The following is a 26,341-nucleotide window of genomic DNA, read 5'->3' on the forward strand; positions in this document are numbered from 1 at the left end:
GTGAGCGATTATGAGCGTTGGACGAAGGGTGGGGTCCGGTCGAATACTGCGAGGGATAGATTGGATTCCGCGGTTGGTCGCGGACGACGGATCGAGGCTGCTGATGGCGGAGAGATTCGGGGAGTCGACTCTGGAGGCCGAGCCCGGCGCGGCCGGGGAACGCGCCGCCGCGGGCTGGCTGTTCCGCCGGTTCGGGGTGTATGCGCTGGTCCTGGCGGTGATCGTCGCGCTGGGCGGCTATCCGATCCTGGCGGCCGTCGCCGGGGCGGGGGCCGCGGCGCTGCTGTGGGCGGGGCTGCGCGACTGAACCGCCGTCAGCCGAGCAGATGCGCCAGCAGGGCGCGCGCGGCCGGATTCGACGGCGTCCGTTCCCGCCCGGCGAGGTGGATCTCGCGCTCGAACCCGGGATGATCGAACCCGGCGCACGGCAGTCCGGACCGCTCGGCGACCGGCCGCGGCAGCACGGTCACCCCGAGGCCCGCCGCGACCAGCTCGAACAGCAGCGGCACGTGCGTCGCCTCGCACACCGGATTCAGCCGCACCCCGGCCGCGGCGCACTGCTGTTCGAGCAACTCCTGGATGCCGCTGCGCCGGAACACCAGGAACGGTTCGTCCGCCAGCTCGTCCAGCGCGATCCGCCGCCGCGCGCCGAGCCGATGCCCCGGCGGGCAGACCAGCACGAGCTCCTGATTCCAGTGACTGAAGCTGATCAGGCCATCGGCCAGTGGCTCCACCCCGGCCAGGAACGACAGATCGAGTTCGCCGTTGCCGACCGCCGCCGCCAGCGCGGGCACCGTGCCGTCGCGCACGTGCAGGTGCACGCCGGGGTAGCGCTGCCGGAACCGCCCCAGCTGCGCGGGCAGGTCGATGGCGGTCAGGGTCTGGATGGTGCCGATGGCGACCCGGCCGCGGGTGAGTTCGGCGATCGCGGCGACCTCGTCGCGGGCCGCGCCGACATCGGTGAGAATGCGCTGAGCCAGCGGCAACAGCGCGTGCCCCGCCTCGGTCAGCATCACCCGGCGGGTGGTGCGCTCGAACAGCGGTGCGCCGAGCTCGCTTTCGAGTTTGCGGATCGAGGCGCTCAGCGCCGACTGCACCACGTGCACCTGCGCGGCGGCGGCCGTGAAGCTCCCGGTCCGCGCGACCGCCAGGAAGTGCTCGACCTGCCTGAACTCCATGGCGCGATGGTAGTCCCGCCGGTCAGTCGCCTTCGGCGGCGAACTGTTCGCGGAGTTTGAACTTCTGCAGCTTGCCGGTCGCCGTGCGCGCCAGCTCGGTCCGGAACTCGAAGCGCTTGGGGCATTTGTAGCCGGCCAGCTGGGTGCGGCAGTGCGCCAGCAGGTCCGCCGCGCTCACCTCGGCCCCGGTCACGACCAGCGCGGTCACCAGTTCACCCCACTTCTCGTCCGGAATGCCGATGACGGCGGCCTCGCGAACCGCCGGGTGCTGCAGCAGGACGTCCTCGACCTCGATCGAGGAGACGTTCTCGCCGCCGGTGATGATCACGTCCTTCTTCCGGTCGCTGATCGTGAGGTAGCCGTCGGCGAAGGTGCCGCCGTCGCCGGTGTGGAACCAGTCGCCCGCCAGCGCTTGCGCGGTGGCCTCCGGATTGTTCCAGTAGCCGCGCAGGTTGTGGTTGGACCGCGCGAGCACCTCGCCGGTGGGGTCGATGTCGAGGCGCACGCCCAGCGCCGGGGTCCCGGCCCGGCCGAGCAGCCGAGCCTGGGCGGGCGCGGGCAGCTCGTCCCATTCCGCGCGCATCCGCGAGATCGTCAGCAGCGGAGCGGTTTCGGTGAGGCCGTAGATCTGGATGAATTCCCAGCCGAGTTCGGCGCGCACCTGCTCGATCACCCGCGTCGGCGGGGGCGCGCCGGCGACGATGGCGCGGACGCGGTCGCGGCCCGGGATGGGGCCGTCCCAGGTGCGCGCGGCTTCGAGCACCGCGCTGATCACCGCGGGCGCGGCACACAGGTAGGTGACGCCGTGCGCGGCGACGCGGCGCAGGATCTCCGCCCCGTCGATCTGCCGGATCACCACTTGCGCGACGCCCATCGCGGTGGCGGCGAAGGGCTGGCCCCAGCCGTTGGCGTGGAACATCGGCAGCGTGTGCAGGTAGACGTCGCGGTCGTCGACTCCGGCGTGCCAGCCGAAGACGGTGGCGTTGAGCCAGAGGTTGCGGTGGGTCAGCTCCACCCCCTTGGGGCGGGCGGTGGTGCCGGAGGTGTAGTTGATGGTGGCGGTCGCCATCTCCGAGATCTCGTGCCAGGCAAGCGGTTCGGCGGCCTCGGACCAGATCTTGTCGTCGTCCTCGCCGAAGACGAACCGGAATCGGCAGTCCAGCCGATCGAGCGCGGGCTGCAGCGCCGGATCGACCAGCACCACCTCCGCGCCGGAGTGCTCCACGATGTAGGCGATCTCGTCCGCGCCGAGCCGGAAGTTGACCGGCACCAGCACCCGCCCCCAACCGCTGACCCCGAAGAAGCAGCTCAGCAACCGGGCGCTGTTCTGCGACACCACCGCCACCCGCGCCCCCGCCCGCACACCCAGCGCGTCCAGCGCCGCCGCCTGCGCCCGCGCCCGGGCCCCCAGCTCGGCATAGGTGATCGCGCCCCAGGACGCCGCCGGTTGCTCGGGCTCGTCGACGATCGCCACCCGCTCGGGATAGGTGGTGCACGCGCGATCCAGGAAGTCGTTCACGGTGAGTGGAAACTGCATCGGGTCCCTCCGAATGGGTTGGCGCTCAGGGTGGATTCTTCGGTAGCGCAGGCGGTTCGGTCGCGGATTTCGCCGAAGTCGGCGATTCCCGGCTGCCACGGAGCCGCACCGCGCAGTGGCAAACACCGATGGCAACGCTTTGGCAACCTTCGCCCACCGGGCCGGGACGCGCGTGCTAGTTTCCCGTGGCCCGGGTTCCGGCCGAGGCGCTGTTCACCTGGTTCTTTCCTGACGTCATCGATCGTGAGGAGTGACTCGTGCGGAAGCGGCGATATCGGCTGGCGGGGGCGATCGCGTCGACTGTGCTGCTGATCTCGGCAGGCTGTGGCGACGATTCCGCGGATTCCACCGGCTCGGCTTCCTCGACCGGTCCGGCTCCGGCGGGACCCGCGCGCAACCCGTATCTGGCGGCGGAGAAGTACGCGATCACGCATCTGGACTCCGGCCAGTCCGACTCGTTCACCGACCCCGTCCCGCGCGGCACCTTCCGCGTCGATCCGGCGCGGATGCCGCGGGTGCCGGTCGGGCCGGTCAACATCATCACCCTGGCCTCGACCGACGAGGACTACCGGTGGGTCTCGTCCTCGTCCGGTGTGCGCTACGTCGACGTGTCCGACGGCGGCTTCCGGGAAGTCGCGGGCCTGGACGCACCGGGCGTGCCCCCGATCTCCGCGCAGCAGCTCGACACCGTGCTGAATCAGCGGTTCACCGATGTCGCCCAGATCCAGAACGCGGTCGCCCAGGACTGGGGCGGGGCCACCTGGCAGCGCATCGCCAACGGCGTCTACAGCCTGGTCGACAAGGACAACCGGGTCTACTACACGACCAGCGACTCCCAGCTGTACGTCTTCGGGCTGAAGAACCAGGACAGGCCCGAGGAAGGCGTGGAGGTCGTTCAGCACGTCGATCTGAAACCGTTCCTCGGCACCGGAACGACCTCGCTCGGAATTCCGGAGAACGTGGTCGGCGTCGGCATGACCTACGACGGCCACCTGCTGGTCGCCGCCTCGCGCGAACTGCTGGCCTTCGATCGCGAGCACCTGGACGCCGAACCGCAGCAGGTCCGCTTCGGCGAGGACGAGACCGTGTCGAACTCGATCGCGGTCGACGCCGACAACGGCATCTACATCGCCTCCGACAAGCTCATGCGCAAGGTGGTGTGGACCGGCTCGAAGCTGTCGACGGACGCCGCCGACGGCGCCTGGTCCTCGCCCTACGACTCCGGTGAACAGCCGCCGGCGGTGAAGTTCGGCACCGGGACCGGCTCGACGCCCACGCTGCTCGGCTTCGACGGCGCCTCCGACGAGCTCGTCGTCCTCACCGACGGCGCGAATCAGATGCATCTGGTCGCGTTCTGGCGCAACGAGATTCCCGGCGGCTTCACCCAGAAACCGGGCACCGCCTCGAACCGGATCGCCGATCAGATCCAGGTCACGGCCGGGCTGCCGGAGCCGCTGCCGAAGTTCGTCCAGTCCGAGCAGTCGGTCGTGGTGCAGGGCGACGGCGCGTTCGTCGTGCAGAACATCGGCGGCGGTGGCGAGCCCGACCGCCTGATCGACGTGCTCGCCAACGGGCCGGTCGCCACCCCGCCGCGGGGTGTGCAGCGCTTCCAATGGGATTCCGCGGCGCACCACTGGAATTCGGTGTGGGCCCGCGGCGATGTCGTGTCGACCTCGATGGTGCCCGCCACCTCCAGCACGACCGGCATCGTCTTCGTCAACGGCTACAGCGAGGCCGACGGCTGGGAGGTCACCGGCCTGGACTGGAAGACCGGAGAGACCGTGCACCGCACCATCTTCGGCCAGTCCAACCTCGGCAACGGCGCCTATGCCATCGTCGAGGGCCTGCCCGACGGTGACCTGCTGTTCAACAGTGTCGGCGGGCCCTTCCGAGCCGAAATCGCCGGAGCGAACTAGATTTCGACCCGGTGGGTGTGCGCGTACACGGCGGCGTGGACGCGGTCGCGCACACCGAGCTTGGTGAGCACCCGGGAGACGTGGGTTTTGACGGTCTGTTCGCCGATGCCGAGGGCCTGGGCGATCTCGGGGTTCGTCTTCCCGTGTGCGATCAGTCCGAGCACTTGACGCTCGCGGGGTGTGAGCGTGCCGAGTTCGGGGGCCGCCGGGAACGGGTCGGCGCCGGCGGACAGGCGAGTGACCAGCCGCCGGGTCAGGGCCGGGTCGAGCAGTACGGTGCCGTGCACCGCGGTCCGGACGGCGGCGAGCAGTCCGTCCACCGGGCCGGAGCGCGGGAGAAATCCGGCGGCGCCGAGACGCAGCGCGCGATAGAGGTTTTCGTCGGTGTGCTCGCCCGCCAGCGCGAGCACCCGGGTGGCGGCGAAATCGGCCGGCGCCGCGCTGTCCAGTCCGGGCAGGTCGAGGTCGACCAGCGCGACATCCGGGCGCAGCCGCTGGATCTCGGCCACCGCGGCCGCCCCGTCGCCCACCTCCGCGACGCAGGCCAGATCCGGCTGGCCCGCGATCGCCGCCTGCATGCCGAGCCGGAAGAACACCTGGCCGTCGGCCAGCAGCACCGTGATCGGCGCGGTCGCACCGGTGCCCGCGGCGGGCGGGCGCGGGCCGGGCAGTTCGCCTGCGGCGCAGCTGGGCGCGCGCGGATCCGCGTGCGCGGCCGGCACCGACAGCGCCATCGCGGTGATCGCGAGGACGAGCGAGGAGACCAGCCGCAGCAGCGGGTGGTTCGAGGGAATCGGGACCATGCTGTCGAACCGTATGCTCATCGGGCGCCGATGGCCAGGTGCGTACTCAACGCAGGAACCCGGCGTAGTTCCGGTTCAGCACTTGGCTTTCCAGCTGTTTCACGGTGTCCAGGGCGACGCTCACCATGATCAGCGCGGAGGTGCCGCCGAACGCCAGACCGGCGGTGGAGCCGGTCGCTCCGAGCCCGAGCACCAGGTTCGGCAGCACCACGACGGCGCCGAGGTAGAACGAGCCCGGCAGCGTGATCCGGTTCAGCACGTGGCCCAGGTGATCGGCGGTCGGCTTGCCCGGGCGATAGCCGGGAACGAAGCCGCCGTACTTCTTCATCTCCTCGGCGCGCTCGCGCGGGTCGACGGTGATCGCCACATAGAAGTAGCTGAAGCCGACGATCAGGCCGAAATACGCGGCGATGTGCACCGGATGGTTCGGATCGACCAGGTACTTCTGGATCAGCTCCCGCAGCGCGCCCGAACTGCCCTGACCGAATTGCGCGACCAGGTTGGGGATGTAGAGCAGCGACGAGGCGAAGATCACCGGGATGACACCGGCCTGATTCACCTTCAGCGGCAGATACGTCGACGACCCGCCGTACCTCTTGCGCCCGACCACCCGCTTGGCATACTGCACCGGAATCCGCCGCTGCCCCTGCTCGATGAAGATCACGCCCACCAGCAGCACGCCCAGCGCGAAACACACTCCGGTGAAGGCGATTCCGCCCTGGCTGTCCAGGATCGAGCGGCCCTGGGCGGGCAGCTGCGCGGCGATGCCCGCCAGGATCAGCAGCGACATGCCGTTGCCGAGGCCCCGCTCGGTGATCAGCTCGCCGAACCACATGACCAGGGCAGCGCCCGCGGTCATCACCAGCGCCGCGGTGATCATGGCGAACAGCGAGTCCGCGGCGAGGATGTCCTCGGGACAGTCGCGCAGCAGCTGACCGCGTGCCGCCAGCGCGATGAGCGTCGAGGCCTGCAGCAGCGCCAGCGCCATCGCCAGATACCGGGTGTACTGGGTGATCCGGGCCTGCCCGGTCTGTCCCTGCTTGCGCAGTTCCTCGAAGCGCGGGATCACCACCGTCAGCAACTGGGTGATAATGCTCGCGGTGATGTAGGGCATGATCCCGACCGCGAACACGGTCAGATGCAGCATCGATCCGCCGGAGAACAGATTGATCAGCTGATAGATCCCGGCCGCCTCGCCGCCGGTGTTGAGTTCGACGCAGACCCGCACGGCCGCGAAGTCCACCCCCGGCGCCGGCAGGGCCGCCCCGAGCCGGAACAGCGCGAGCAGTCCCAGCGTCCACCCCGCCTTGCGCCGCAATTCCGGGCTCCGGACAGCCGATACGAAAGCGGAAGGCACTGCGACTCCTGACAGACGCTGGAGGCCGCTCCGCGTCCGCACGGGACCGGCTCGGCAGGGTCCTGTCGACGGTAGGAAAACGGCTGGTCATCGGCGTCGGCCCGCAGACCGATTTCCGGATCCCCCGATCGGGGGAGGCGAGCGAATTTCGCGGTAGCCCGGTGGCGCACCGGGATTCGGTGTTTCAATCGAGCCGTAGAACGTGTTCCAGATCACACGCGCGGAGCAGTGGGAGACAGCCATGGCGACACCGTCGATACCCGCCGGATTCGACTTCACCGATCCCGACCTGTGGGCGCACCGCAGGCCGGCCGCGGAATTCGCCGAGCTCCGCCGTGTCGCGCCGGTGTGGTGGTGCGAGCAGCGCGACAGCGGATTCCCCGACGGCGGCTACTGGGCCGTCACGAAACTCGACGACATCCGGGAGATCTCCAAGCACCCGGAAATCTATTCCTCCGCCGAGAACAGCGCGATCGTCCGCTACACCGCCGAGACCACCCGCGAACAGCTCGACATGCAAAAGGTGATCATGCTCAACATGGATCCCCCGGCGCACACCAAGAATCGCCGCATCGTCTCGAAAGGGTTCACCCCGCGCGCCATCGAGGGCCTGCGCGCCGCCCTGACCGAGCGGGCCGCGCGCATCGTCGCCGAGGCCAAGAAGGCCGGGCGCGGCGACTTCGTCGAGGAGGTCGCCGCCGAACTGCCGTTGCAGGCGATCGCCGAACTGCTCGGCGTGCCGCAGCAGGACCGCAAAATGCTCTTCCACTGGTCCAATTCGATGATCGGCTCCGACGATCCCGAATTCGCCGGCGAATCGGTCACCGCGCGACTCGAACTCAGCGGCTACGCCTGGAAATTGGCCGAGGAGCGCCGCACCTGCCCGGCCGAGGACATCGTCACCCAGCTCGTGCACGCCGATATCGACGGCGAGCATCTCGGCTCCGAGGAATTCGCGTTCTTCGTCATCCTGCTCTCGGTGGCGGGCAACGAGACCACCCGCAATTCGATCACCCACGGCATGAAGGCGTTCGTCGACCATCCGGCGCAATGGGAGTTGTACAAGCGGGAACGCCCGCGCACCGCGCCCGACGAGATCGTGCGCTGGGCGACTCCGGTTTCGGTGTTCCAGCGCACGGCGACCCGCGATGTCGAACTGGGCGGCCAGCTCATCAAGCGGGGACAGCGGGTCGCGATGTTCTACGGCTCGGCCAATTTCGACGAGGACGCCTTCACCGACCCGTTCACCTTCGACATCCTGCGCGACCCCAACCCGCACGTCGGATTCGGCGGCGCGGGCACGCACTACTGCCTGGGCGCGAACCTGGCCCGCCTGGTCATCGACCTGATGTTCAACGCCATCGCCGACGCCATGCCCAACCTGCGCCAGCTCGCCGAACCCGAGCATCTGCGCTCGGGCTGGCTGAACGGCATCAAGCGCTGGGAAGTCGCCTACGAGTGACACGCATGTCGCCTTTGCCGGTGCGCGAATTCGGCGCTACGGTGCCCGCGGACGGCCCCGCGACGAAAGGCAGCACCCGTGCACATCGACCTGTCCGGACGTGACGCGCTGGTCACCGGCTCCACCCAGGGCATCGGCCGCGCCATCGCCGCGGGCCTGGCCCGATCCGGGGCGCGGGTGCTGATCAACGGCCGCGACAGCGCCCGGGTCGACAAGGTCGTCGCCGAGCTGCGCTCGGAGACGGGCAACGCCGAGATCGACGGCGCCGCAGGCGATCTGGCGACCGAGGCGGGCGCGCGAGCCGTGCTCGACCTGGTGCCGCGGGTGGACATCCTGGTCAACAACCTCGGCATCTTCGGGGCCACCCCGGCGCTGGAGATCGACGACGCCCAGTGGCGCGACTACTTCGAGGTCAACGTGCTCGCCGCCGTGCGGCTGATCCGCGCCTACCTGCCGGCGATGCGGGAGCGCGGCTGGGGCCGCGTACTCAACCTGGCCAGCGATTCCGCGGTCGCGATCCCGGCCGAGATGATCCACTACGGCATGACCAAGACGGCGCTGCTGGCGGTGAGCCGCGGCTTCGCCAAGGAAGCCGCCGGGACCGGCGTCACCGTCAACTCCGTGATCGCCGGGCCCACCCACACCGGCGGCGTCGAGGATTTCGTGCGCGAGCTGGTCGGCGACGAACTGCCCTGGGAGCAGGCCCAGCACGAGTTCATGGTCCGGCATCGCCCGCAATCGCTATTGCAGCGCCTGATCGAGCCCGAGGAGATCGCCAACATGGTGGTCTATCTCAGCTCGCCCTTCGCCTCCGCCACCACCGGCGGCGCGCTGCGGGTCGACGGCGGCTACGTCGACTCGATCCTGCCGTGATTATTCGCTGGCCGGGCGTCGGGCGAGGCTGGCACACTGCGGCGAGTGACTGAGTTCGGCAATCGGCAGTGGGTGCTGCGCCGCCGGCCCGAGGGTGCGGTGCGCGACGAGGATTTCGAGTTGGTGCGGAACGCCGTGCCCGTGCCCGGCCCCGGCGAGGCGCTGGTGCGGGTGCACTGGCTCGGCATCGACCCCACCCAGCGGGGCTGGCTCAACGCGGGGGCGAACTACCTCGATCCGGTTCCCCTGGACACGGTGATGCGGGGGAGCGGCGTCGGTGAGATCGTCGCGTCGGACAACCCGGAGTATCCGGTCGGGGCCTGGGTCGCGGGCATGGTCGGCTGGCAGGACTACGCGGTGGCCTCGGGGCAGGGCCTGTTCGGGCTGAACATCGTGCCGCCGGGCGTCGACCCGAAGCTGATGCTGAGCCTGTTCGGCGTGACCGGCCTGACGGCGTACTTCGGCATGGTCGACATCGGCCGCGTCGCCGAGGGCGAGACCGTGGTGGTCACCGCGGCCGCGGGCGCGACCGGCTCCGTCGCGGCGCAGCTCGCGAAAGCGCTGGGGTGCAAGGTGATCGGCATCGCGGGCGGTCCTCGCAAATGCGCCTGGCTCACCGAGACCGCGGGCCTGGACGCCGCGATCGACTACAAGCACGAACAGGTGGGCCGGCAGCTGGCCGACCTCGCCCCCGAGGGCATCGACGTCTTCTTCGACAGTGTGGGCGGCGCGCTGCTGGACCAGGGCCTGGAGCGGCTCGCGCTGCGTGCCCGAGTGGTGCTGTGCGGGGGCATCGCCTCCGGCTACGGCGCCGAAGCGCCCGCCACCGGCCTGCGTAACTACATGGCCTTGGCGATGAAACGCGCCCGGATGGAAGGCTTCATCGTCCTGGACTACCTCGAGCGCTTCCCCGAGGCCTTCGCCGCCCTGCACGGCTGGCACAGCGCGGGACGGATCGTCCTGGCGGAGACCGTCGTCGACGGTCTCGAGTCCGCGCCGTCGGCACTGCGCGGTCTGTTCGAAGGCGCCAACCTCGGCAAGCAACTCGTTCGCGTGCGCTGACTTCGGCTCGCGCCGATTCGAATACTGTTGCGGTGGTGCGTGTCCGGCAGGCTGTGCCGGTTGGTGCGGGAGGGTGGAATGGCGGAGTTTCCGGACTGGTCGAAGCAATCGCGTGCGGGAGTGCGGATCGAGTGGGGGCAGGCGGGGGCGCGGGCGCTCGGGCCCGAGAGCGCGGTCGTGGTCGTGGTCGACGTGCTGTCGTTCACGACGTCGGTCTCGGTCGCCGTCGAGGCGGGGACCCGGGTGTTCCCTTATCGGTGGCGCGACGCCACCGCCGCGGCGTTCGCCGCCGGTCGGCACGCCGAACTCGCGGTCGGCCGCACGGCCGCCACCGCGCGGCAACCGTGGTCGCTCTCGCCGGCCGCGCTGCGCGCCGCGCCCGCGCCCGAGCGCTTGGTCCTGCCCTCGCCGAACGGCTCGGCCATCGCGGCCGCCGTCGCCGGCACGCCGGTGCTGGCCGCGTGCCTGCGCAACGCGGCCGCGGTGGCGGACTGGATCGTGCGGCAGGGCTGGGGGACCGAGCGGCAGCCGGTCGCGGTGATCGCCGCGGGCGAGCAGTGGCCGGGGCAGGACGAGTTGCGGCCCGCCATAGAGGACTGGCTCGGCGCGGCCGCCGTCATCTCGGCGCTCGCCGGGCACGGGGCCGGGCCGCTGTCACCGGAGGCGCGGGCCGCCGCGGCCGCCTACGACGGGCTCGCCGATGTCGCCGCGCTGATCGCCGACTCCGCGTCCGGCCGGGAACTCGCGGCCATCGGTTTCGCCGCCGATGTCGCCGTGGCGGTCGAACTCGGCGTGAGCACCGCCGTCCCGCTGCTGGTCGACGGCGCGTTCATCGACGCGTCCTGACCGTTCGCGAGTGAGTTGGGGACCGTGCGCGACAGCCCAGTCCGCCATGGCGGACAACGGGATCAACAGTGAATCCCCCAGCGGCGTCAGGCGATATTCCACGCTCGGCGGCACCGTGGGGAAGACCGTGCGCGTCACCAGGCCGTCGTCCTCCAGCGTCCGCAGCGTGCGGGTGAGCATCCGCTGGCTGATCGCCTCGATCGCGCGGTGCAGTTCGTTGAAGCGGTGCGGACGACGCCCGAGCAGCACCAGCACGAGCAGCGTCCACTTGTCGCCGACGCGGCGGAACACCGCGCTCACCGGGCACGCCTCGTAGTCGGCGAGCGGGACGGGCGTGGGCAGGCGGTGGGCCACCAGGGCAGGCACATCGGTGTGCGCATCGGTCATGAAAGTGCCTTCTTCCGCTGGTGGCGGGATGTGCCGAGGATCGAAGCAGTAGCACCGAGCCTAATGGAGGAACCGTGACCAGAACCGTTGTCGTCAGTGGGGCTACCGATGGAATGGGCCGCGCCTTCACCCTGGAACGGCTCGCCCGCGGCGACCGGGTGATCGGTATCGGCAGCAATCCGGCCAAGGGCGCGGCGCTGGTGCGCGCGGCGGGCCCGGCGGCGCCGCGATTGCGTTTCCTGCGTGCCGACTTGAGCGTGGTGGCCGAGGTGGAGCGCGTCGTCGAGGCGATCGGGACCGGCGCGATCGACGCCCTGCTGCTGTTCGCCAACCGGCTCAGCCGGCGGCGGCAGGAGACGCCCGACGGCTTCGAGCAGACCTTCGCGCTGTACTACCTGAGCCGATACCTGCTGGCGCACAACCTGACTCCGCTACTGCGGCGCGCCGACCGCCCGGTGATCGTCAGCGTCGGCGGCGTCGGCACGACCAAGGGCGCGATCCACTGGGACGACCCGCAGCTGACCCGCGGCTTCAGCACGGTGCGCGCCCAGTTGCAGGCCGGACGCGCCAACGACCTGCTCGGCGTCTCCTATGCCGGGAACGCAGGCGGCGCGGTGCCGTTCGTGCACTACCACCCCGGCTTCACCCGCAGCGGTGACCTGTCGGTCCTGAACCCGTTCGCGAGCACCATCATTCGGGTGCTCGGCCGAGTCGCCGCGCAACCGGTCGAGGCGGCGGTCCGGCCGCTGCACGCGCTGGTCGACCAGCCGCCCGCCGAGCCGCTCACCGCCCTCGATCGCGGCCGCCGCCTGCCACTGTCGCTGCCGACGCTGGACCCTGTCGCCGCCCGGCGGCTCGCGGAACTCACCGCGCTGCTGCTGGCGAAGAGCGCGTCGCCGACGGAATGAGCCCGTCGGCGACCGCCTGCTCCGCGGTCACGAATCGTCCTGCCGGGGTTGGTTCTCGTGGATATTGAGCAGCAGGTGGTCGAACGCGGTGATCGAACTCGCCTGCAGCGGGGGAATTTTGGGGACCGCCGCGGTCAGCGCCTCGGCGAGGTCGCGTAGCTTGGTGTTGGTCTCCTGGGAACGCCAGATGAGAATCTTGAAGGCCTGCTCGGCGTTGATCGAGTACATCAGCATCAGCGCGCCCTTGGCCTGCTCGATCGCCGCGCGCGCCTCGAGTAGGTCCGGCACCACCGTGTCCAGGGTGGCGCGTTCGGCGGTGGCGATGGTCTCGCCGAGATCCATGTAGTAGCCGGTCGTGCCCACCACGCCGCCGGCGGGATCGAGGATGCTGTCCGACACCAGCATCACCTCTCGCACCTTCCCGGTGGTGTCCAGGAAACGATGCCGGCCGACGAACGGCTCGCCGCGGCTCAGGGCGCTGGTGATCGCCTCGGCCACGTCGGTGTCGTCGTCGGGATGCTTGTGCGAGAGCAGGAGTTCGCTGGTCGGCTCCACTTCACCGGGGGTGTAGCCGTGCATGAGGTAGACCTCCGGCGACCATTCCCAGCGCTGGGTCGCGAACCAGAAACGGAAGCTACCGACGCTCGGGCCGCCGGTGCTGAGCAGGACGTTGATATCTGTCGCCTTTTCCATCGGCGAGTCGGCTCCTTCGTCGTGCGACGGTGCGATGCCGCGTCGGGTGCGGAGCCTGGCAGGGGCGGGGGTCCCGCGCCGGAGGGGCTGGGCTCCTCAACCCCGACCGGCCCTGTTCGAATATCCCGAGATCGTGGTTGTTAATCGGTGCCACAGCGGTTTTCCGTCGCAGTCGACGGAACCGGCACGCTGGCCCCAGCGTATCGCCAGCGAATCCAAGAACTGTGTATTGAACGGTGAAAAACTGCGGCGAACGGATGATTTCGGCAGGCCCGCTATCTGATAGCTCGGTCATTTCGGGCGTGTGGCGTGATCGCGCACACCGGCGATGGCCTAGGATCGACGGCTCACCTCCGGGCGACCATGGAGTAGGAGACGACCGTGCCCGCCGACCCGCCCGTCGATCCCGACACCGAAAACGTCCGCGGCGAACCGGTCGCGGCGGTACTGGTCGTGATCGCGCTCGGCGGAGCGCTCGGGGCGCTGGGGCGCTACGGACTGACCCTGGCCTGGCCCGCGTCGCCGGGCGGCTTCCCCTGGGCGGTGTTCACCATCAACGTCGCCGGGAGCTTCCTGCTCGGGGCGCTGATGGTCGTGCTCACCGAGGTCCGGCCGGCACACCCGCTGACCCGGCCGTTCCTCGGCGTCGGCGTCCTCGGCGGATTCACGACGTTCTCCACCTACGCCAACGACTTTCGCGCCCTGCTGCAACCCGCCACCGCGGGCACCGCCGCCCTCTACCTGGCCGGGACGCTGATCGCCGCCCTGCTCGCCACCGGCTGCGCCGTCGTGCTCACCCGGAGCGCGGCGCGGTGGGGAGCGGCGCGATGAATCTCCTGCTGGTGATCGCCGGCGCCGCGCTCGGAGCCCCGGCCCGGTACCTGCTGGACCGCGCGGTGCAGGCCCGGCACCCCGGTGAATTTCCCTGGGGCACCGGTGTGGTCAACGTGTCGGGGTGCCTGCTGCTGGGCGCCCTCACCGGCGCCGACGTCGCCCAGGCATGGATGCTGCTGGCGGGCACCGGGTTCTGCGGCGCGTTCACCACCTACAGCACGTTCAGCTACGAGACCGTCCGTCTCGCCGAGCGCCGCGCCTACCGCTCGGCGGTCCTGTACGCGACGGGCAGCGTCGCCGTGGGCGCGCTGGCCGCCGTCGCCGGGTACCAGCTCGCCCGGATGCTGACCGGCTGAACTGGTGCTCAGCCCGCGGCGGGCATCGCCCGGCGGTTCCGGGTGCCATACAATTCGCGCGCCGCCGCGGGAGAACGGGTTTCGAGCAGCGCGGGCAGCTCCTTCTTCACATGCTGCTCCAGGATCTTGCCCGCCATCGGCGCGATGATCGGCGCGGCCAGGATCAAACCGCGCTTGTCGAACAGGGTGAACAGCCACACCAGCACGCGACCGGCCGGGCGGACCAGCAGATCGATCAGCCGCCACTGGTCGAACTGGCCGAGCCGGCGCATCCACTGCGGCAGCGTCGCGATGGACGCCGTCGCCAGCAAGCGCGAGCCGAGCGCATAGGTCAGGCCCGCACCGTGTTTGGGCGAGGTGAACAGCATCTGATGCATGCCGTCGAGCGCGCGCTCGGTCGCGCACAGCCGCGGCCGGACCTGATCGAAGTACGCCTGAACGCCCTCGCGCGTGCGCGGAACGTCGTCGGGGTCGCAGGTTTGCAATTCGGCGGCGACCGCGCATTCGGCCCAGTACCGGTTCTCCTCCTCGGTGCTGAGCTGCCCCGGCCCGAACATCTCGTAGGCCTTGAGCACCGAGTGCCAGCCGGTGAGGTGGATCCAGAGCTGGGTGTCGGGGTTGTTGGGGCTGTAGCGGCGGCCGGTGACCGGTTCGATGCCGGTCGAGCGCGCGTGCAGTTCCATCAGGTGCTCGGAGGCCCTGATTGCGGTCGGCGTGTCGCCGATCGCCACGATCAGGAAGTAGGCGAAGGTCATGTCGAGGCGGTGGCGGGGGTCGGAGTAGATCTTCGCGGTGTCCGACACCGAGGCCGTCAGGAACGGGTCGAAGAACTCGAGGGCCACCGCGCGCTGGAATCCGATCACCGCGGTCGGGGCGGTCCAGATCTTCCAGGTCGGCGAATCGGGGCCGAAGAAGCCGTAATCCTCCCGGCGGAGAGTGGTCGGATCGAAGGTCATGATGGCTCCTCTGCGGGTCCCCGATGAATACAACGCAACCGTAGCAATTGCCCGCAGCGAATACAACGGGGCCGTAGCTTTTGTTGGGGCGCGCTACAGATCCGCGCCTCGACCTGGCAGGATGGGCCCGATGGAGGCGAAACGGCAGTGAGCACATCCACGCAACGACCGCGCCGGCGCTATGCCGCGCGCATGCCCGCCGAGCAACGCCGCGCCCAGTTGCTGGACGCGGCCTTCGCCGTGCTCGGCCGCGCCGAACTGCACGAACTCAGCATGGAAGCCGTCGCGCAGGAGGCCGGCGTCGGCAAACCGGTCCTCTATACCGTGTTCAAAACCCGCGCCGAACTCGTCGAGGCGCTGCTGGACCGCGAACGCGAACGCGCCCTGGACCAGGTCACCGACACCCTGCCGGCCGACCTGCTCGGCGCCGATCCCGTCGTCGCCGCCTCGGCCACCGTCGAAGCCTTCGTCGCCGTGGCCCTGGAAAATCCCACCCGCTGGCGCCTGGTCCTGGCCGGTCCCGGCAGCGCCCCCGACGAATACCGCGCCGCCATCCGCAGTTCCCGCGCCGGCGTCTTCGATCAGGCCGAAGCCCTGGTCCGCATGGGCCTGGCCGTCGACCCCCGCTGGGCCGCCATGGATTCGGCCCTACTGACCAACTCCCTGCTCACCATCGCCGAAATGCTCGCCCGCCTCGCCGTCAGCGACCCCGGCGAATATCCCCGCGCCCGGATCGAAGCGTTCGTCCAATCCATCGTCCAGCTCCTGCTGCCCCAGCCCGAAGCCTGACGAGCCAGCACCCGGCTCGTCGACGGGCCTCGCTTCCCAGCGGCACCGAGGTCGTGCGCTTTTCTGACGGCGGCCCGCCGATCAGCTGGGCGTGATGAGCGACGTCTCGTAGGCGTAGATCGCGGCCTGGGTGCGGTCGCGCAACCGCAACTTCTCCAGCACGCGGCGCACGTGCGTTTTGACCGTCTGCTCGGAAATCACCAATTCTCCGGCGATTTCGGCATTGGACAGGCCGCGCGCGATATGCACGAGGACTTCGGTCTCCCGGGCGGTGAGGTCGGCCGGTTTCGCCGTGACGCGCGGTTGGCTGCGACGCGCGAACTCGGAGAGCAGGCGCTTGGTCACCGAGGGCGCCAGCAACGCGTCGCCCGCCGCGACGATGCGGACCGCTTCGCCGAGCGACTGGGCGGAGGACCCCTTCAACAGGAATCCCGCGGCCCCGGCCCGCAGCGCGGCGTAGACGTATTCGTCGAGGTCGAAGGTGGTCAGCACGATCACCCTGGCGGGACCGGTCGCGGTGATCTCCCTGGTCGCCTCGATGCCGTCGCAGACGGGCATCCGCACGTCCATCAGGATGACGTCGGGCAGCAGCTGTTCGGCGGCGCGGATGGCCTGCCGCCCGTCGGCGACCTGCCCGACCACCTCGAGATCGGGCTGGGCCCCGAGCAGGACGGCCAGGCCCTCCCGGATCAGTTCCTGATCGTCGGCAATCAGAACGCGGATGCTCATAGGTCTCCGTTCTGGGTCGGAAGCGTCGCGGCGACGCGGAATTCCCCGTGTCCGGTGGGCCCGACCTCGAGAGTGCCGCCGAGCATCGCGACCCGCTCCCGCATTCCGAGGATGCCATGGCCCGAGCCTGCCGCGCCCGCAACCCGATGGGTGTTCGCCACGCGGATCCGGACTTCCGCGGCGGTGCCGGCGATCTCGACCCGCACCGGCGAGCCGGGCGCGTGCCGGATGGCGTTGCTGAGCGCCTCCTGCACGATCCGAAAAGCCGAGAGTTCCACGCTGGCAGGCACATTCGAGGTATCGCCGAGAAGATTCAGCTCGATCTCGGCACCGGTGGCGGCGATAGAGGTCACCAGGCCGGTGATGTCGGCGAGTGTCGGTTGCGGCAGCACCCCGGTGTCGCCGGAGCGCAGCACCTCGAGGATGTGCCGCATCTCGCCCAGCGCTGCCAGGGCGCTGGAGCGGATCGTGTCGAGGCCGGTGACGGTCTGCGGCGCGATATCCGGATCGCGGTACTGCGCCGCCTCGGCCTGAATCGCGATGACCGACATGTGGTGTGCGACGACATCGTGCAGTTCCCGGGCGATGCGCGTGCGCTCCTCGAGCAGCACCGTGCGCTGCTGCTGCTGTTCGGCGGCCGCGCGCTGGCGGCTCAGGCTACGGCTCGTCGCGAGCAAGGCGCGCAGCGCCACCACCGTGGTGAGCGCCAGCCCGGACACCACGCCCGCCGCGAGCAGGCTGATCGGCCAGTCGCCCGGTCGCTGAGACAGCGCCAGGGCGAGGCCGACGGCGATCGTCGCGCCCCACGACAGCGCCGCCGCCCGTGCCCCGGCGCGGAACGCGGCGACGCCGAGTACCACGAAATGACTGTTGAGCATGGGGTCCACCCACAACTCGGTATCGGCCCACAGCGAGGCGAGCGCCACCCCGCCGAGCGAGACGACCCACGCCACCCGCGGCGCCGGCCGCAACAGCAGAACGGCGGAGCCCGACACGAGCGCGAGTCCAATCGCCTGCGTGTCCGACAGCGCGGACGCCGCGAGCAACGTGATCAGCACGACCGTCGCGGCAGCCACTGCGGCCAGGATCGTGACGCTCCGCATCGGCCAGCGCCCGAACCGGTCGGGCCAGGTGTCCAGCAGGTGTGCCGCGAGGTCGCGCATCGGTCAGACCAGGTCCCGGCGACGCAGCAACCAGATGGCGGCCGCGACGCAGATGATCAGGTAAGCACTCAGAGTGAGCAGCGATTGCGCCCCCGAAATGGTGGTGAGGACACCGGGGGTGGCCTCACCCGGCAGCGTACGCAGCGCCCCGGCCAGCGATCCGGCCGCCGTTCCGGGCAGGTAGTTCGTCATCACGCCCGCGCCGCCGAGCAGCTCCCCGAAGAAACGGAGCACGTTCTCGAGTACCAGAATCCACACCAGCCCCAGTCCGACTGCCGGCGCGGGGCCCCGAACGACGATCCCGAGGAGGATGCCGAGCATCGCCCACATCGCGAGAATCACGATACCGCTGCCGATCCCGGCCAGCGCCCGGCCGATCGGCGGCAGGACGATCGGCTGGGATTCGGCCCAGGCGATGACGGTGGCGACTCCCAGATCGAGCGCGAACGCCCCCAGCACCACCCCGACGACGACGGCGAGCACGCCGAGCATGGCCCCCGCCAGCGCCGCACCGCGCGAAGCGCGCTGAGTGAGAACGGTTTTCCAGGTGTCCCAGGAGTACCCGCTGCCGGTGGTCATCGCCCCCAGAATCAGCATCAGCGCACCGCCGAACACCACGGTCCCGCCGGTGAACTCTTCCGGCACCGCCGCCGGCATCATCTGCGCGAGCAGTTGCTCCCGGGATTGGCCCTCGGTCGCGTCGCTGGAATCCCCGGAGGCGTAGCCGATGTAGTTGAGCAGGTACATGAAGGTCAGGTTCAGTGTGAACCAGACTCCGAGCAGCACCCAGAGTGCGGGCCACCGTCGCAGGCGCAGTACTTCGGCTCGGATACTCGCCGGAATCATCACGCCACCCCCGTCCCGGCGGTCAGTTCGAAGAATACCTCTTCCAAAGATTTTTCCTCGGTGCGTAATTCGTAGAGCGCGGCGCCGGCCTCCACGATCAGCCGGGCGACCAGCGGCGCCGAATCGGCCCCGGCCTCGACGCGGATTCCGCCCGGAGACAGGGCCGCCGTGCCGAGTGCCGTGCGCAACGCGGTGAACGCGACCGCCGCGGGCTCGGCGCGGACGAAAAGACCGGCGCTGCCACGCATCGCGGCAACGGTGGTCTCGGTGAGCAGCCTCCCCCCGCTGATCACCCCGACCCGGTCGCAGATCTCTTGCACCTCGCTCAGGAGATGGCTGGACAGCAGGACGGTGAGTCCCTGGCCGGCGAGATCGGTGATCAGTTCCCGCATTTCGGCCATCCCGGCCGGGTCGAACCCGTTCGTGGGCTCGTCCAGGATCAGCAACTCCGGGCTGCCGAGCAGTGCGCATCCGACACCGAGACGCTGCTTCATGCCCTGGGAGTAGGTGCGGAACTTGTGGCCGGCGCGCGCGGACAGCCCGACCCGGGCGAGTGCCTGGTCCACGGCCGAATCGGGCAGGTGGCGATAGCGGGCCATGACCCGCAGGTTGTCGCGCCCGGAGAGATAGGGATAGAAGCCGGGGCTCTCGATGAGGACCCCGACCCGCGCCAGCATCTCCGGGTCGCCCGGCGTACGCCCGAACACCCGGGCGGTCCCGCTGCTCGGCCGGATCAATCCGGCGAGCATGCGCAGGGTCGTCGTTTTCCCGGCGCCGTTCGGGCCGAGGAAGCCATAGATCTCCCCGGCCCGCACGCTGAGGGCGACGTCGTGGACAGCCACGTGATCGCCGTAGCTCTTCCCGAGCGCCTCGGTGCGCACGATTTCGGTAGCCTGCACCGGATCGGAGGGGGAAATGTTCGGGGTGGTCATCGGCGCTCCCATTTCGTTGCTTCGCTCCCGTGAGTGAGCGTAAATTGCCAGTTCGAGCGGCACATCCCGCTCGAGGGCGATCTTCGCGGTACCTCTCGGGAGGTACCGCGGATCAGACGGCGGCCGGCAGCAATACGGGCACCTCGACCTGGAATTCGCTCTCGATCTTCGCGACCTGTTTCTGGCCGATGATGGTCTTCATCATCAGGTCCCGGGCCTTGGTCGCCGCGAAGCCGCGCCACGAGGAGACCGTGCCGATGCGCCACGATTCCTGCTGCAGGGCAGTGCTTTCCGGCCTGCGCACGGCTTCGTAGTCGGCGAGTACGGCGGCGAGCGCGGCCCGGTCGCCCAGGTCGATCGCTACGATCCGGCGCGCGAGCACGATCGCGTCGACGATCGCCTCGCTCGCGCCCCGGCCCAGGTTGGGCGTCACCGCGTGGGCGGCGTCGCCGAGGAACACGACCCGCCCCTGACTCCAAGCAGGCATTGGTCCGAGGGCGCGCACGTCGTGGTGCAGCATCGCGGCGGGCGGCGTCGCGGCGATCAGGTCTTGCACCGGCCCCGGGAAGACCCGGAAACGGTCGCGCAGATCATGCTTGACCAGTTCGTTCGGTTCGTCGATTCCGACCTTCGGATTCCGCAGCGCCGCGGCCCAGAAGATGTGGTTGCTGCCGCAGTCCTTGACGGCGACGCGCGTACCCCGGCCGAAGAACAGCGTGAAATTGTTCGCCCCGCACGGCGGCTCGTGCTCGGCCACCGCGTGCACGATCCGGTAGTTCGCGGTGAGGATCTCGACCTCGGGGAAGATCGCCTGCCGGGTACGGGAATTGATGCCGTCGGCGGCGACGACCAGGTCGGCGCGCTCCTCACGCCCGTTCGCGAAGGTCACCGTCGCGCCGGCCGTGTCCTGCTCGATCCGGACGGCCCGGTGATCGAATTCGACCGGACCGAGGTCGGGGGAGGCGGCCAGCGTCTCGATCACCTCCGACCGCCGGATCATCACCGGCATCGGCGCGTTGTGCTTGCGGGCGAACTCGGCAAGCTCAGCGTGATACAGCGGCGTTCCGTTCTGGTTGAAGAACTGCTGACGGTGCACCTCCGCGCCGCGACGGCGGATCTCGTCGCCGAGGCCCAGTTCGGCGAAAGCCTTCATGCCCTTGACCCACACCTGTAGCGAGGCGCCGACGGTGCCGAAGGCGGGTGCTTGCTCGTAGACGGTGGCCTCGATCCCGACTTTCCGGAAGGCGATGCTGGCACACAGCCCGCCGATCCCGCCGCCGAGGATGATGACTCGTCCGTTGGATGTCCGCATGGGAGTTCCCGTTCCTGGATGTGCTCAGTGGATGGTGTTGACGAGATCGAGGTCGAAAGTGCCCGAACGGAATTCGGGGTTGGCCAGGATGGCGTCGCGGTGGTAGGCCGCGCACGTGGTCAGGCCGGGGCCCGCCAGCACGAGTTCGTCCAGGGCCCGGCGCATGCGCTCGATCGCGCCGATCCGGTCCTCGGCCCAGACGATCACCTTGGCCAGCAGCGCGTCGTAGTACGGCGAGACCGACATGCCCGGTTCCAGGTGGCTGTCCACGCGGACCCACGGCCCGGCGGGCGGGCGGTAACTCTCGATCCGGCCGGTGGACGGCGCGAAATCCCGCGCGGGATCCTCGGCGTTGATCCGGCATTCGATCGCGTGACCGCGAAAGACGATGTCGGACTGCGCGATCCGCAGCGGCTCGCCCTGGGCGATCCGCAGTTGCTCGGCGACCAGATCCACCCCCGAGACCAGTTCGGTCACCGGATGCTCGACCTGCAGGCGCGCGTTCATCTCCATGAACCAGAACCCGCCGTCGCGGTCGAGCAGGAACTCCATCGTTCCGGCCCCCTCGTAGCCGACCGAGCGGGCACCGGCCACCGCGGCCGCGCCGATCGCGGCCCGCTGCTCGTCGTTCAGCGCCGGAGACGGTGATTCCTCGAGCAGCTTCTGGTGGCGGCGCTGCACCGAGCAGTCCCGCTCCCCGAGGTGCACGACATTGCCGAAGCGGTCGGCCAGGATCTGCACCTCGATGTGGCGCGCGCCCTCGAGATAGCGCTCCAGGTACAGTCCGCCGTCACCGAAGGCCAGGCTCGCCTCGGCCTGTGTGCGGGTGTAGGCGTCGGCCAGATCGGCGGCATCGCGCACCACCCGCATACCGCGCCCGCCGCCGCCCGCGACCGCCTTGAGGATCACCGGATACCCGACCTCGCCTGCGATCCGCTCGGCCTCCTCGGCGTTGCGCAGCGCCGCCTGGGTGCCCGGCAGCAGCGGCAGTCCCGCCGCGCTCATCAGCGCGCGGGTCACGGCCTTGTCGGCCAGGCTCGCCATCACCTCCGCGCCGGGCCCGACGAAGATCAGGCCCTCCTCGGCGCAGACCGCGGCGAAATCCGGGTTCTCCGAGAGGAAGCCGTAGCCCGGATGGATCGCGTCGGCGCCGGTGCGCCGCGCCGCGCCGATGATGTTCGGGATATTGAGGTAGCTGCGCCCGGGTTCGGGCGGCCCCACGCACACGGCGTCGTCGGCCATGCGCACCGGGAGCGAGTCGGCGTCGGCGGTCGAATACACCACGACGCTGCGCAGGCCGAGTTCGCGGCAGGCGCGCACGACCCGGAGCGCGATCTCGCCGCGATTGGCCACCAGGACCGTTTTGATCTCGGTCACGACGCCATCCCCATCGCGCTTTCGGCCGGCTCGAAGACGATCAGGCGCTGGCCGAATTCGACGACCGAGCCATCGGCGGGCAGCACGTCCACGATCCGTCCGGCGCAGGGCGCGGTGATCTGGTTCATCAGCTTCATCGCCTCCACGATCGCGACCACCTGACCTTCCTCGACGTAGTCGCCGGGGGAGACGAACGGGTCCGCGCCGGGCTCGATCGCGCGGTAGAAGTGCCCGACGAGCGGCGATTCGATCGCGAAGTCCGGTTCGGCGGCCGGTTCGGCCGACGGGACCGCCAGGGTGAGCTGTTCGTGCCGGACGGTGCCGGACTCGACGGTGTCGGCCCATTCGATGTCGACGTTGAACTCGCCCGCGCGCACCCGCAGGCGGCGCGGCTGCCGGTCGAGGTCGGCGACGATGGACCGCACCTCCTGCAGCATGTGGGTCAGCGAGGTGTCGAGGTAGCCGTTGTGGTCGGGCTGGCGGAAGGCGGTCATGACTGGTCTCCGATCATCGATGTGTGGGATCCGAACCGGCGGAATTTGCGATACCGCGCCTCGACGAGGTCTGGGCCGGGCAGCGCGGACAGTTCGGTGAGCGCGTGTGCCACCGCGCCGCGCAGGCCGGCGGCGGCGGAAATGATGTCGGCGGGGACGGATTCCGGGATGACGCCGTCCACCACGCCGAGTCGCAGGAGTTCCGGCGCGGTCAGTTTCAGCGCCTGGGCGGCCGCCGCCGCGGCGCCGCGATCGCCCCACAGGATCGCCGCGCAACCCTCCGGGCTGATCACCGAGTAGTAGGCGTGCTCGAACATCAGCACGCGGTCGGCCACACCCAGTGCCAGCGCGCCGCCGCTGCCGCCCTCACCGGTGACCACGGCGACGATCGGCACCGGCAGCCGGCTCGATTCCATGATCGCCCGGGCGATGGCGCCGGCCTGCCCGCGCTGCTCCGCGCCGACGCCGGGGTAGGCGCCGGGCGTGTCGATGAGCGTCACGATCGGCATGCCGAACTTGGCGGCGTGGTGCATCAGGCGCAGCGCCTTGCGGTAGCCCTCCGGTTCCGGCATCCCGAAGTTGCGGGCGATGGATTCCTTGGTGTCGCTGCCCTTCTCGTGCCCGATCAGCATGACCGGACGTCCGGCGAGCACGGCCGGCCCGCCGACCAGCGCGGCGCTGTCGCCGAAGAGCCGATCTCCGCGCATTTCCAGGAAGGAGTCGAAGGCGACCGCCGCGAAGCTCAGGGTCGTCGGCCGTTCCCGGGCGCGGGCGAGTTTGACGATCGCCTCCGCGGGCCGGGCGACGATCGCCTCGGGATCGGTGACCGTGATGGGCTCGGCCGTGGGCTGGACGGCGATCTCTGACGTATGCGCGGCAAGCACTTTCGTGAAGAACACCCGCAACTGCGAGCGCGGCACGACCGCGTCGAGCATGCCGCACTCCAGCAGGAATTCCGCGGTCTGGAAGCGCGGCGGCAGATCCTCGTTGATGGTCTCGCGGATCACGTTGGGCCCGGCGAAACCGATCAGCGCGCCCGGCTCGGCCACCAGCACGTCGCCGAGCATGGCGTAGGAGGCGGTGACGCCGCCGAAGGTCGGATCGGTCAGCAGGCACAGCACCAGCAGGCCGTCCTCGTGCAGGCGTGCGATGGCCTGGCTGGTCTTGGCCATCTGCATCAGCGACAGGCTGCCCTCCTGCATCCGGGCGCCGCCGGAGGCGCACACCAGCAGCAGCGGAAGTCGTTCGGCCCGTGCGTGTTCGGCTGCCCGGGTGATCACCTCGCCGACCGCGCTGCCCATCGAACCGCCCATGAAGCCGAACTCCATGGCCGCCACCACGAGCCGGTGCCTGCCGAGCGTCGCGACGCCGTAGAGCGCGGCGTCGGAGCGCCCGGTGCGTTCGCGCGCCTCGTCGAGCCGCTTGGGGTAGCTCTTGCGGTCCCGGAAGGCGAGCACGTCGTGGGTTTCGATGTCGTCGTATTCGCCTGGTGTCCAGGAACCCTCGTCGATCAGCAGGGCCAGGCGATCGGCGGCGCCGAGCCGCAGATGGTGGCCGCACGCGGCGCACACCCGGAGGTTGCGCTCCAGGCGCCGGCGGTACTGGTATTCCGAGCAGGACGGGCATTTCACCCAGGTGATGTCCTGGGCGAGCACTCGAGTCATCCGATTTCTCCCTTCACCGTTGTCCGGTCGACCTCAGCGGCCAGAAATCGCCGCAGCGCGGCGGCGACCGCGGCCGGGGCGTCTGCGTGCACGGCGTGCCCCGCACCGGGTACGAAAACGTGAGTTCCATTGCCGAGCAACGACATCGCGCGCTCGACATGGTCGGGCGCCATCAAACCGCCCGCGGCCGCGTCGCCCTGCACCAGCAGCACCGGGCAGCGCAGGCGCGCCAGCATCTCGTCGGGATCCTGTTCGCGCTGGTTGCGTCCTTCGACCCAGCGCTGTTTCAATTCCGGGTCCGCCAGCCGCAGCGAGACCGCGATCGAGCGCATGGCAAGGCTCGGGTTCGCGTAGAAGGTCATCGCGTCACGCTGCTCTCGGCGCAGCGGATACAGCGCGGAGTCCACGATGACCACCGCGCGCACCGAATCCGGCATGGTCGCGGTCACCATGGCCGCTACCCACCCACCCAGCGAATGCCCGACCAGCACCACCGGTTCCGCGACCACCTCGGTGAGGAACTCCGCGATGTCGGCGGTGAAATCGGTGAGCCCGTACCGCCCGCCGACCCAGTCGGAGTGGCCGTGCCCGCGCAGGTCGGGCGCGTAGACGTTCCAGTTCGGGCCCAGGCTGCGCACCAACGGCCGGAAGGTCTGCCAGCGCGCGCCGAGCCCGTGCAGCAGGCACAGCGCCGGGCCGTCGCCGGCGCGGTGGGCGTAGTTCAGCCCGGCGCCGGCGGCTCGGAAGCGCCGCGATTCGAGCAGGGTCACCGGTCGCCGCCCCAGACCAGGGTCATGCCCGCGTACTTCCACTTGCTGGTCTCGATGGCGAGCAGCATCACGATGTCGCCGGAGCGCACCCGGCCGGTGGTCGCGGCCTCGTCCAGCGCCAGCGGCACCGCGGCGGATCCGGTAGCGCCGACGCGCGCGATGTTCTCGTAGACCTTGTCCCGCAATGCGAGCCACTCGTCGGTGAGCAGCCCGGCGGCCTCGAGCTCGCTGGTCATGTAGCCCGCGTTGCCCTCGGGCACCACCCACAGCGCGATGTCCTCGGCGGCCAGGTCGCTGGCCCGCAGCAGCGTCCGTAGCGACCGGGTGATCATGTGCGGGATGAACTTTCCGGATTCGACGACGTCGACCTTCAGGTCCACCAGCCGCTTGGCCTGCGCCTGCTGATGCAGCGGGGCATGGGTGGCGCCGCCGATCACCTGCATGCCCGGCTTCTTCAGGCCGCCCATGGTTTCCAGCACCGAGCCGAGCACCCCGGAGCGGACGCCGGGCCCGGCCTCCTCGGCGCGCAGCACCAGCGCACCCGCGCCGTCACCGAAGGTGTAGGCCACCAGGCGATCTCGCATCCGCACCCGATCCGGGTCGAGTCCGCGATACAGCGGCACCAGCAGCGGCGAGATCGCCTCGGCGCCGACCACGAGCGCGTTGCGGAAGGTGCCGCGCACCAGGTAGCCGTAGGCGATATCGGCGGCTTCCACGAAACCCGCGCAGCCGGAACGGATTTCCAGGGTGGCGCACTCGGCGATGCCGAGATGCTGCTGCACGAAGGTGACCGCGGGCGGCAGCTGGTATTCGGGGCTGGCCGTCGACATGACGATCAGGTCGATGTCGCCGGGGCGCAGCCCGGCCCGGTCGATGGCCTGGGCGGCCGCGCGGGCGGCCATCTCGGAGTTGGTGATCAGATGTTCGCCGGTGACCGGGTCGATCATCCAGTGCCGCTGCTGGACCTGGATGCCCTCGAGGATGTCGTCGGGCACCGGGCCGACCAGGGCTTCGATCTGCTTGTTCTCGATGGGGTCGCCGTGCAGGTAGCTGCCGGTGCCGACCAGGTGTACCGATAATCCGTTGGTAGCCATGCG

General features: G+C 70.0%; 26 protein-coding genes and 1 pseudogene. 10 read left to right on the top strand and 17 right to left on the bottom strand.

Annotated elements, in window-relative coordinates; genetic code table 11:
• Window positions 1–103 precede the first annotated feature (103 nt).
• Window positions 104–307 carry a hypothetical protein gene (locus AB0I43_RS25550; protein ID WP_356974228.1) on the top strand — a complete coding sequence of 68 codons (204 nt, stop codon included), beginning with the start codon at window positions 104–106 and terminating at the stop codon, window positions 305–307.
• Window positions 308–314: 7 nt separating this feature from the next.
• Here the strand turns inward: AB0I43_RS25550 and AB0I43_RS25555 are convergent, their stop codons facing one another.
• On the bottom strand, window positions 315–1,178 hold the full coding sequence (locus AB0I43_RS25555; RefSeq protein ID WP_356974227.1) for a LysR family transcriptional regulator: 864 nt from the start codon (window positions 1,176–1,178) through the stop codon (window positions 315–317).
• A gap of 22 nt (window positions 1,179–1,200) precedes the next feature.
• Complete coding sequence (locus tag AB0I43_RS25560; protein WP_356974226.1) at window positions 1,201–2,715, bottom strand: AMP-binding protein; 1,515 nt, start codon at window positions 2,713–2,715, stop codon at window positions 1,201–1,203.
• 257 nt (window positions 2,716–2,972) lie between these two features.
• Here AB0I43_RS25560 and AB0I43_RS25565 point away from each other — a divergent pair, with 257 nt between their 5' ends.
• The gene (locus AB0I43_RS25565) at window positions 2,973–4,631 is read left to right on the top strand and encodes a hypothetical protein (protein WP_356974225.1); all 1,659 of its coding nucleotides are present in this window, start codon (window positions 2,973–2,975) and stop codon (window positions 4,629–4,631) included.
• Here AB0I43_RS25565 and AB0I43_RS25570 read toward each other — a convergent pair.
• Both AB0I43_RS25570 and secY read right to left on the bottom strand, forming a co-directional pair.
• Window positions 4,628–5,455, bottom strand: coding sequence for a response regulator transcription factor (locus AB0I43_RS25570; RefSeq protein ID WP_357432701.1), 828 nt, complete (start codon window positions 5,453–5,455; stop codon window positions 4,628–4,630). The genes AB0I43_RS25565 and AB0I43_RS25570 overlap by 4 nt on opposite strands.
• A 25-nt stretch (window positions 5,456–5,480) precedes the next feature.
• Window positions 5,481–6,791 (bottom strand): preprotein translocase subunit SecY, encoded by a 1,311-nt coding sequence (secY, locus tag AB0I43_RS25575; RefSeq protein WP_356974223.1) that lies wholly within the window; start codon window positions 6,789–6,791, stop codon window positions 5,481–5,483.
• Between the two features lie 241 nt (window positions 6,792–7,032).
• On the opposite strand from secY, the gene AB0I43_RS25580 reads away from it, so the two are divergent.
• The 4 genes from AB0I43_RS25580 (at window position 7,033) to AB0I43_RS25595 (ending at window position 11,034) form a co-directional block, all read left to right on the top strand.
• The gene (locus tag AB0I43_RS25580; protein ID WP_356974222.1) at window positions 7,033–8,253 is read left to right on the top strand and encodes a cytochrome P450; all 1,221 of its coding nucleotides are present in this window, start codon (window positions 7,033–7,035) and stop codon (window positions 8,251–8,253) included.
• A gap of 78 nt (window positions 8,254–8,331) precedes the next feature.
• On the top strand, window positions 8,332–9,126 hold the full coding sequence (locus AB0I43_RS25585) for an SDR family oxidoreductase (protein WP_356974221.1): 795 nt from the start codon (window positions 8,332–8,334) through the stop codon (window positions 9,124–9,126).
• A gap of 45 nt (window positions 9,127–9,171) precedes the next feature.
• Window positions 9,172–10,188, top strand: coding sequence for an NADP-dependent oxidoreductase (locus AB0I43_RS25590; RefSeq protein WP_356974220.1), 1,017 nt, complete (start codon window positions 9,172–9,174; stop codon window positions 10,186–10,188).
• A 78-nt stretch (window positions 10,189–10,266) separates the two neighbouring features.
• Window positions 10,267–11,034, top strand: a complete 768-nt coding sequence (locus tag AB0I43_RS25595; RefSeq protein ID WP_356974219.1) for a 2-phosphosulfolactate phosphatase — start codon at window positions 10,267–10,269, stop codon at window positions 11,032–11,034.
• 30 nt (window positions 11,035–11,064) lie between these two features.
• On the opposite strand, the pseudogene AB0I43_RS25600 reads toward AB0I43_RS25595, so the two are convergent.
• A pseudogene (locus AB0I43_RS25600) lies at window positions 11,065–11,421 on the bottom strand (helix-turn-helix domain-containing protein); the annotation flags it as partial.
• Window positions 11,422–11,495: 74 nt separating this feature from the next.
• Here AB0I43_RS25600 and AB0I43_RS25605 point away from each other — a divergent pair.
• Window positions 11,496–12,329 (top strand): SDR family NAD(P)-dependent oxidoreductase, encoded by an 834-nt coding sequence (locus tag AB0I43_RS25605; RefSeq protein ID WP_356974218.1) that lies wholly within the window; start codon window positions 11,496–11,498, stop codon window positions 12,327–12,329.
• A 27-nt stretch (window positions 12,330–12,356) separates the two neighbouring features.
• Here AB0I43_RS25605 and AB0I43_RS25610 read toward each other — a convergent pair whose 3' ends face one another.
• A complete protein-coding gene (locus tag AB0I43_RS25610) occupies window positions 12,357–13,022 on the bottom strand; it encodes a PAS and ANTAR domain-containing protein (protein WP_356974217.1) in 666 nt (221 codons plus the stop codon).
• Window positions 13,023–13,403: 381 nt separating this feature from the next.
• Here AB0I43_RS25610 and AB0I43_RS25615 point away from each other — a divergent pair, with 381 nt between their 5' ends.
• Window positions 13,404–13,853: a CrcB family protein gene (locus AB0I43_RS25615; RefSeq protein ID WP_356974216.1), complete on the top strand. Its 450-nt coding sequence runs from the start codon at window positions 13,404–13,406 to the stop codon at window positions 13,851–13,853.
• Entirely contained in the window at window positions 13,850–14,212 is a 363-nt protein-coding gene (crcB, locus tag AB0I43_RS25620; protein WP_356974215.1) for a fluoride efflux transporter CrcB, read from the top strand. The genes AB0I43_RS25615 and crcB overlap by 4 nt, the downstream gene beginning before the upstream one ends.
• An 8-nt stretch (window positions 14,213–14,220) precedes the next feature.
• Here the strand turns inward: crcB and AB0I43_RS25625 are convergent, their stop codons facing one another.
• Window positions 14,221–15,168, bottom strand: a complete 948-nt coding sequence (locus AB0I43_RS25625; RefSeq protein WP_356974214.1) for an oxygenase MpaB family protein — start codon at window positions 15,166–15,168, stop codon at window positions 14,221–14,223.
• 192 nt (window positions 15,169–15,360) lie between these two features.
• On the opposite strand from AB0I43_RS25625, the gene AB0I43_RS25630 reads away from it, so the two are divergent.
• The gene (locus tag AB0I43_RS25630) at window positions 15,361–15,957 is read left to right on the top strand and encodes a helix-turn-helix domain-containing protein (RefSeq protein ID WP_356974567.1); all 597 of its coding nucleotides are present in this window, start codon (window positions 15,361–15,363) and stop codon (window positions 15,955–15,957) included.
• A gap of 81 nt (window positions 15,958–16,038) precedes the next feature.
• On the opposite strand, the gene AB0I43_RS25635 is transcribed toward AB0I43_RS25630, so the two are convergent.
• From AB0I43_RS25635 to AB0I43_RS25680, 10 genes are all read right to left on the bottom strand, one after another.
• A complete protein-coding gene (locus AB0I43_RS25635) occupies window positions 16,039–16,686 on the bottom strand; it encodes a response regulator transcription factor (RefSeq protein ID WP_356974213.1) in 648 nt (215 codons plus the stop codon).
• Complete coding sequence (locus tag AB0I43_RS25640) at window positions 16,683–17,849, bottom strand: histidine kinase (RefSeq protein ID WP_356974212.1); 1,167 nt, start codon at window positions 17,847–17,849, stop codon at window positions 16,683–16,685. Before AB0I43_RS25640 ends, AB0I43_RS25635 begins: the two co-directional genes overlap by 4 nt.
• Before the next feature lie 3 nt (window positions 17,850–17,852).
• Window positions 17,853–18,695: an ABC transporter permease subunit gene (locus AB0I43_RS25645; protein WP_356974211.1), complete on the bottom strand. Its 843-nt coding sequence runs from the start codon at window positions 18,693–18,695 to the stop codon at window positions 17,853–17,855.
• On the bottom strand, window positions 18,695–19,627 hold the full coding sequence (locus AB0I43_RS25650; protein WP_356974210.1) for an ABC transporter ATP-binding protein: 933 nt from the start codon (window positions 19,625–19,627) through the stop codon (window positions 18,695–18,697). The genes AB0I43_RS25645 and AB0I43_RS25650 overlap by 1 nt, the downstream gene beginning before the upstream one ends.
• A gap of 112 nt (window positions 19,628–19,739) precedes the next feature.
• Window positions 19,740–20,939 (bottom strand): FAD-dependent monooxygenase, encoded by a 1,200-nt coding sequence (locus AB0I43_RS25655; RefSeq protein WP_356974209.1) that lies wholly within the window; start codon window positions 20,937–20,939, stop codon window positions 19,740–19,742.
• Between the two features lie 24 nt (window positions 20,940–20,963).
• Window positions 20,964–22,316, bottom strand: coding sequence for an acetyl-CoA carboxylase biotin carboxylase subunit (gene accC / locus AB0I43_RS25660; RefSeq protein ID WP_356974208.1), 1,353 nt, complete (start codon window positions 22,314–22,316; stop codon window positions 20,964–20,966).
• Window positions 22,313–22,810 carry a biotin/lipoyl-containing protein gene (locus tag AB0I43_RS25665; protein ID WP_356974207.1) on the bottom strand — a complete coding sequence of 166 codons (498 nt, stop codon included), beginning with the start codon at window positions 22,808–22,810 and terminating at the stop codon, window positions 22,313–22,315. The genes accC and AB0I43_RS25665 overlap by 4 nt, the downstream gene beginning before the upstream one ends.
• Complete coding sequence (accD, locus tag AB0I43_RS25670) at window positions 22,807–24,474, bottom strand: acetyl-CoA carboxylase, carboxyltransferase subunit beta (RefSeq protein ID WP_356974206.1); 1,668 nt, start codon at window positions 24,472–24,474, stop codon at window positions 22,807–22,809. The genes AB0I43_RS25665 and accD overlap by 4 nt, the downstream gene beginning before the upstream one ends.
• Entirely contained in the window at window positions 24,471–25,244 is a 774-nt protein-coding gene (locus AB0I43_RS25675; RefSeq protein WP_357432702.1) for an alpha/beta hydrolase, read from the bottom strand. Before AB0I43_RS25675 ends, accD begins: the two co-directional genes overlap by 4 nt.
• Window positions 25,241–26,338: a 3-oxoacyl-[acyl-carrier-protein] synthase III C-terminal domain-containing protein gene (locus tag AB0I43_RS25680; protein ID WP_356974204.1), complete on the bottom strand. Its 1,098-nt coding sequence runs from the start codon at window positions 26,336–26,338 to the stop codon at window positions 25,241–25,243. The genes AB0I43_RS25675 and AB0I43_RS25680 overlap by 4 nt, the downstream gene beginning before the upstream one ends.
• Between the last annotated feature and the right edge of the window lie 3 nt (window positions 26,339–26,341).

Origin of the sequence: Nocardia sp. NPDC050435, assembly GCF_040655395.1 — a bacterium.
Classification (GTDB): domain Bacteria; phylum Actinomycetota; class Actinomycetes; order Mycobacteriales; family Mycobacteriaceae; genus Nocardia.